The organism is Streptomyces millisiae (assembly GCF_031845425.1).
Lineage (GTDB): Bacteria > Actinomycetota > Actinomycetes > Streptomycetales > Streptomycetaceae > Streptomyces > Streptomyces millisiae.
Genome location: NZ_JAVREM010000134.1, coordinates 1 through 6,002 on the forward strand (window position 1 = coordinate 1; position 6,002 = coordinate 6,002).

The following is a 6,002-nucleotide window of genomic DNA, read 5'->3' on the forward strand; positions in this document are numbered from 1 at the left end:
GGGGAAACCCGGCGCGAAGCGCCGTGGCTCCCCCCAGGGCGGAGCTGCCGCAGGGCCGTGCACCGCGCGTAGCGCGTAAGAGGGCGGGTGGGTGAGGGGGAGAGCCCCCGGCGCGGAGCGCCGCGGGGCGTCGCCATCGCGCGGCAGCGCGAGCGCGCGGTGAGTTACTCCAGGCCGATCGCGAACGCCGCCTCGAGGTCGTGTTGCGAGTACGTGCGGAACGCGATGTGCGTCTCGGTCGACTCGACGCCCGGGATCTTGCTCAGGCGGCCCGGGATCACCTCGGCCAGTTCGTCGTGGTTCCGCACCCGGACCATGGCGATCAGGTCGTGAGGGCCCGTCACCGAGTAGACCTCGCTGACCCCGTCGAGCGCGGCGATCCGCTCGGCGACCTCCGGGACGCGGTCCACGCTGGTCTTGATGAGGACGATCGACGTGATCACTGCTTGGCCCCTTCCGGACGCGGTACCAGGCCGTACCTGGCCACACCTTAGTCGTACCGCTGTCGCACCGCCGTTCGTGGTCGTGGGCCGTGGCCGCGCGCCGGCCGCGGCAGACGCGCGGGGTCCCAGGCCGTAGGGTGACACTGGATGGAGAAGCGGCAGTCGCTGACATGGAACCGACGGACGGACTGAGCGGTGGCGGATCCCACGGATGACGAGGGGGCGGCGAGGCGGCCGGAGGCGGCCGAGTCCCTCGACCGACCGCTGCCCGAGCGGGTCCGTCACCGGGTGATCGTGCTGGCCGGGGACGCCTTCGGTTCGCTGACGATGGCCGAGCTGCCGCCGTCGCTTCGACAGTACGCCCGTTTCCAGCCCGCGCGCCGGGTGAAGTTCGGCGGCAGTGCGATCGCCGCCGCGTTGGAGAGCGACGCCATCTTCCGGCAGCGGGTCGGTGGCCGGCTGCGTGAGGCGGAGCCGGAGCTGGCCGAGGCCGTGGAGAACGGCGCCCCGCCGCCGGCCGCCGACCCGGTAGAGGTGGCGGCCGCGGCGTTCGTGCTGCGCCCGCCCGGCTGGGCCAAGCTGGTGGCCGCCGCCGGCGAGGAGGCGCAGCGCGCCCAGGAGGAGCGGGCCGGCCAGGAGCGGGAGCGTGAGCTGGCGCGGCTGCGCCGGGAGTTGGCGGAGCTCACCGCCGCCGCCAGGACCGACGGCGACCGGTTGCGGGCCGAGTTGGAGGCGGCGCGCAAGGAGACGGACGCGGTGCACCGCAAGCTGCGCAGCGCTCTCAGCGACGTGCGGCGCGGCGAGGCGGCGCTGCGTAAGGCGCGGGCCGAGCTCGACGAGGTGCGGGCCGAGGCGGCGGCGGCCAGGGCGCAGGCGGACGGCGAGGCCAGGCGGCTGAGGGCGCGGCTCGCGGAGGCCGAGGCGGCGTTGGAGACGAGCCGTAAGTCGGTGCGCGAGGGGCGCGGCATCGAGGACATGCGGCTGCGGCTGCTGCTGGACACGGTGTTGGACGCCGCCCAGGGGCTGCGGCGTGAACTGGCCCTGCCGCCGGCCACGTTGCGGCCCGCGCAGACGGTGGACGCGGTGGAGCCCGGCGGGTTGACCCCGCAGGACGTGGCCCAGCGGGCGCTGGCGGCCGACGACCCCGCGCTGCTCGACCAGTTGCTCGCGCTGCCCCAGGCGCATCTGGTCGTCGACGGCTACAACGTGACCAAGACCGGTTATCCGACGATGCCGTTGGAGAAGCAGCGGCTGCGGCTGCTGCGCGGTCTCGCGGTGCTCGCGGCGCAGACGGGCGCCGAGATGACGTGCGTGTTCGACGGCGCCGAGCTGGCCGCGCCGGTGCTGGTGACGCCGCCGCGCGGGGTGCGGGTGCTGTTCAGCCGGCCGGGGCAGACGGCGGACGAGCTGATCAGACAGCTGGTGCGGGCCGAGCCGGTCGGCCGGCCGCTGGTCGTGGTGTCCTCCGACCGTGAGGTGGCGGACGGCGTGGCGCGTTCCGGCGCCCGCCCGGTCGCCTCGGCGATGCTGCTGAAGCGGCTCGCCCGCACCTGAGGGCGCGCCGAACCCCCGCATGGCGTACGGAGCGTGTGGCTCCGAATGCGCCCAGTGTGAGGTAAGTAAAAAATATCGGTGGGGATTTGAACCTGCGATTGCGCTGTCGCTAGGGTCTGGGCTCGAACCTTCGCGCGGTAGTCCACCCATCCGGGGTGGCCGTGGAGGTACCGCCGATTCCGCGGCGCAGGTGCGCGGAGCCGGGGCCCCGCCCCCACACTCCCGGCAGGCGGCTGGAGGAAGAAGGAGCTCGCCCCAGTGGCGTCCCACCGTCGTCCCAAGCAGCCAAGCCGTGCCCGTGTCACCTTCTTCGGCGCCGCCGCCACCGCGGCCGCCACCGTCGGTATGACCGCCCAGTCCGCCAGTGCCGATCCCGGTTCCACCAAGGAAGAGGTGCAGGAGGAGGTCGACCGCCTCTACGAGGAGGCGGAGGCGATCACCGAGGAGTACAACGGCGCCAGGGAGCGCGAGGAGGAACTGGAGAGCGAGATCGAGGAGCTCCAGGACTCCGCCGCCCGCGGCCAGGAGGAGCTCAACGAACTGCGCGCCAACCTCGGCGCGGTAGCCACCGCCCAGTACCGGACCGGCGGCATCGACCCCTCCGTGCAGCTGTTCCTCGCCTCCGACCCCGACGCCTACCTCGACCAGGCCTCCCGGCTCAGCCAGGTCAGCGGCCGCCAGGCCGAGACGCTGCGGCTCATCGAGAACGTGCAGCGCGACCTCGACCAGCGGCGCGACGAGGCCACCGACCGGCTCGCCGAGCTCGAAGAGGTCCGCTCCGACCTCAGCGAGCAGAAGGACGAGATCCAGGGCCGGTTGAGCGAGGCCCAGGCGCTGCTCAACCAGCTCACCGAGGAGGAGCGCGCCGCGCTCGCCGCCGAGGAGGCGGCCCGCCAGGCCGAGGCCCAGGAGCGCGCCAACCGCGACTCGGGGCGCACCGTCATCACCGACGGCACCTCGTCCTCCTACGGCGCCGCCGCCCTCAACGCCGCGGCCAGCAAGGTCGGTTCGCCCTACGTGTGGGGCGCGACCGGACCGAACTCGTTCGACTGCTCGGGCCTCACCTCCTGGGCCTACGCGCAGGCCGGCGTCTCGCTGCCCCGCACCTCCCAGTCCCAGGCCACCATCGGCACCCGTCTCTCGATGAACGAACTCGCCCCCGGCGACCTCGTCTTCTACTACGACGACCTGCACCACGTCGGCCTCTACGCCGGCAACGGCCAGATCGTCCACGCCGCGAACCCCGCGGATGGCGTCGAGTACCTCGGCGTGGACGTGATGCCCTTCATGTTCGGCGTGCGGGTCGGCTGACCGGGGCCGACCGGCCTCGTCCGTCCAGGTGATTCCGGGAACGCCCCGCACCCCCACGCGCCCGGTGTGACCTGCGGTTTGGCCGTCTCGGCCCGGGCCGCGCGGCGACGTCGTTTCGCCAACCGCCGCCACCACGGGGCTACATTCTGCTGCGCTCACGTCCCCAACGAAGGGAGCGCGGCCCGCTGTGGTCCAGCATCGACACCGACGTCCCCCTCGATCGCGGCCGGTCCTGGCCGCCCGCGCCACCGTGTTGACGGCCGCCACCGCGGCCGCCATGACCGCGCTCCCCGTCCTGGCGGCCCCCGTGGCGCCGACCGCGCCGCCGGCCGACAGCGCCGAGGCGGCCCGGGAGGTGGACCGGCTCTTCGCCGAGGCCGAGCGCGCCATCGAGGCCTACAACGGCGCGGCCGAGCGGGTCGAGGAGTTGGAGGCCGCACTCGGACGCAGCCAGGAGCGGGTGGCCCGCGGACAGCAACTCGTCAACGACCGGCGGCACGTCATCGGCGCCACCGCCGCCGCCCAGTACCGGGCCGGCGGCCTCGACCCCACACTGGTCCTGCTGCTCTCCGACGACCCCGACACCTACCTCGTCAGGGCCGCCGCCGTCGAACGCGCCGGCGCCCGCGGCGCCCAGGGACTGCGCGACCTGCTCGACGCCCAGCGCGGCCTCGAACGGCGACGCGCCGAGGCTGACGCGCGGCTCGCCGAACTCAGCGCCGAGAAGGACGAACTCAACCGCCACAAGCGCACCGCGCAGCGGCGCCTCGCCGCGGCGCGCCGGCAGTACGAACGACTCTCCGCCCGCGAGCGCGCCGAACGCGCCGAACGCGAGCGGGCGGCACGCGAGACCCGGCCCGCCCCGGCCCCGACCCCCGTCACCGGCCCGGGCAGCGCCCGCGCCGCCGCGGCGGTGGCCGCGGCCCGCGGCGTGGTGGGCCGCCCCTACGCCTGGGGACAGGCCGGTCCGACCGCCTTCGACTGCTCGGGACTCATCCAGTGGGCCTACGCCCAGGCCGGCGTCTCGCTGCCCCGCACCTCACAGGGGCAGGCCGCGGCCGGCCGCCGCGTCCCGCTCGACGAGGCCCGCCCCGGCGACATCGTCGTCTACCGCGCCGACGCCAGCCACGTCGGGATGTACGTCGGCGACGGACAGATCGTGCACGCGCCCTACCCGGGCGCCAGCGTGCGGTACGAGGGCGTCGGCATGCTGCCGGTCTCCTCCGTCGTGCGCCCCTGACACGGCCCGAACCCGCGGTCGGTATCGTCTCGTCCGATGCGTAAGACGCTGATCGTCACCAATGACTTCCCGCCGCGCCCCGGCGGCATCCAGTCCTTCCTGCACAACATGGCCCGCCGCCTCGACCCCAACCGCGTCGTGGTCTACGCCTCCACCTGGAAGCGGGACGCCGAGGGCCGGCGGGCCACGGCCGACTTCGACGCCGAGCAGGCGTTCCCGGTCTTCCGGGACCGCACCACCATGCTGCTGCCGACCCCCGCCGTGACCCGGCGCGCCACCGCGCTGCTGCGGGACCACGACTGCACCGCCGTGTGGTTCGGCGCGGCGGCCCCGCTCGGCCTGATGGCACCCGCGCTGCGCGCCGCGGGCGCCGAGCGGCTGGTCGCCACCACCCACGGACACGAGGCCGGCTGGGCCCAACTCCCCGGCGCGCGCCAACTCCTGCGGCGGATCGGCGAGCACACCGACACCGTCACCTACCTCGGCGAGTACACCCGCTCCCGGATCGCCCGCGCGCTGAGCCGCGAGGCGGCCGGGCGCATGATCCAACTGCCGCCGGGCGTCGACGAGAAGACCTTCCACCCCGACTCGGGCGGCGCCGCGGTCCGGGCCGCGCTCGGCCTGACCGACCGGCCCGTGGTGGTGTGCGTGTCGCGCCTCGTGCCGCGCAAGGGTCAGGACACGCTGATCCGCGCCATGCCGCGGATCCTGGCCGCCGAGCCGGACACCGTGCTGCTGATCGTCGGCGGCGGCCCCTACCGCGGCGACCTGGAGCGGCTGGCCGCCGACCTGGACGTCGCCGCCTCGGTCCGCTTCACCGGCGCGATCCCGTGGTCCGAACTGCCGGCGCACTTCGGCGCGGGCGACGTCTTCGCCATGCCGTGCCGCACCCGGCGCGGCGGCCTCGACGTGGAGGGCCTCGGCATCGTCTACCTGGAGGCGTCGGCGACCGGCCTGCCGGTCGTGGCCGGCGACTCGGGCGGCGCGCCGGACGCGGTCCTCGACGGCGAGACCGGCTGGGTGGTGCGCGGCGGCGCGGAGTCCGCGCCGGCGGAGACGGCGGACCGGGTGGTGACGCTGCTGCGGGACCCGGAACTACGGCGCCGCATGGGCGAACGCGGCCGCGCCTGGATCGAGGAACGCTGGCGCTGGGACCTCCTCGTCGACCGCCTCGCGGCGGCGCTGTCCTGAGGTTTCGCTGGCGCGTGGGTTAGGCCGCTGGCGGTGTCGCTGCGCTCGGCGTTGGCCGCCGGCCCGCAGGGCCCGGCTCGTGGCGGCGGAGCCGCCGTGTCGGCCTGCGGCCGTGCCGCGCCCACCCACCCGCCCTTGGCGGGTGGCCTCGCGCGGCTCGGGCCGGGTGGCCCGGCGGCGTAGCCGCCGCGGGCCCTCGGCCCTGGCGGGCCGTGCACCGCGCGCAGCGCGGTTCGGCCCCTCCCCCGCGCGCAGCGCGAAAA

5 protein-coding genes are annotated in these 6,002 nt (G+C 75.1%); 4 read left to right on the forward strand and 1 reads right to left on the reverse strand.

Annotated elements, in window-relative coordinates; translation table 11 throughout:
- Positions 1-164: 164 nt before the first annotated feature.
- The gene (locus tag RNC47_RS35550; RefSeq protein WP_311604950.1) at positions 165-443 is read right to left on the reverse strand and encodes an Lrp/AsnC family transcriptional regulator; all 279 of its coding nucleotides are present in this window, start codon (positions 441-443) and stop codon (positions 165-167) included.
- 195 nt (positions 444-638) lie between these two features.
- On the opposite strand from RNC47_RS35550, the gene RNC47_RS35555 reads away from it, so the two are divergent.
- The 4 genes from RNC47_RS35555 to RNC47_RS35570 all read left to right on the forward strand — a co-directional run bounded on the left by RNC47_RS35555 (position 639) and on the right by RNC47_RS35570 (position 5,739).
- On the forward strand, positions 639-1,997 hold the full coding sequence (locus tag RNC47_RS35555) for an NYN domain-containing protein (RefSeq protein WP_311604951.1): 1,359 nt from the start codon (positions 639-641) through the stop codon (positions 1,995-1,997).
- Positions 1,998-2,255: 258 nt separating this feature from the next.
- Positions 2,256-3,308 (forward strand): C40 family peptidase, encoded by a 1,053-nt coding sequence (locus RNC47_RS35560; RefSeq protein WP_311604952.1) that lies wholly within the window; start codon positions 2,256-2,258, stop codon positions 3,306-3,308.
- Positions 3,309-3,585: 277 nt separating this feature from the next.
- Positions 3,586-4,548 carry a C40 family peptidase gene (locus tag RNC47_RS35565; RefSeq protein WP_311604953.1) on the forward strand — a complete coding sequence of 321 codons (963 nt, stop codon included), beginning with the start codon at positions 3,586-3,588 and terminating at the stop codon, positions 4,546-4,548.
- Positions 4,549-4,584: 36 nt separating this feature from the next.
- Positions 4,585-5,739, forward strand: coding sequence for a glycosyltransferase family 4 protein (locus tag RNC47_RS35570; RefSeq protein WP_311604954.1), 1,155 nt, complete (start codon positions 4,585-4,587; stop codon positions 5,737-5,739).
- The last annotated feature ends 263 nt before the right edge of the window (positions 5,740-6,002 follow it).

Coding starts and splice junctions, on each gene's coding strand:
- RNC47_RS35565 (WP_311604953.1), top strand. CDS start 3,586: ATGACCGCGCTCCCCGTCCTGGCGGCCCCCGTGGCGCCGACCGCGCCG.
- RNC47_RS35570 (WP_311604954.1), top strand. CDS start 4,585: ATGCGTAAGACGCTGATCGTCACCAATGACTTCCCGCCGCGCCCCGGC.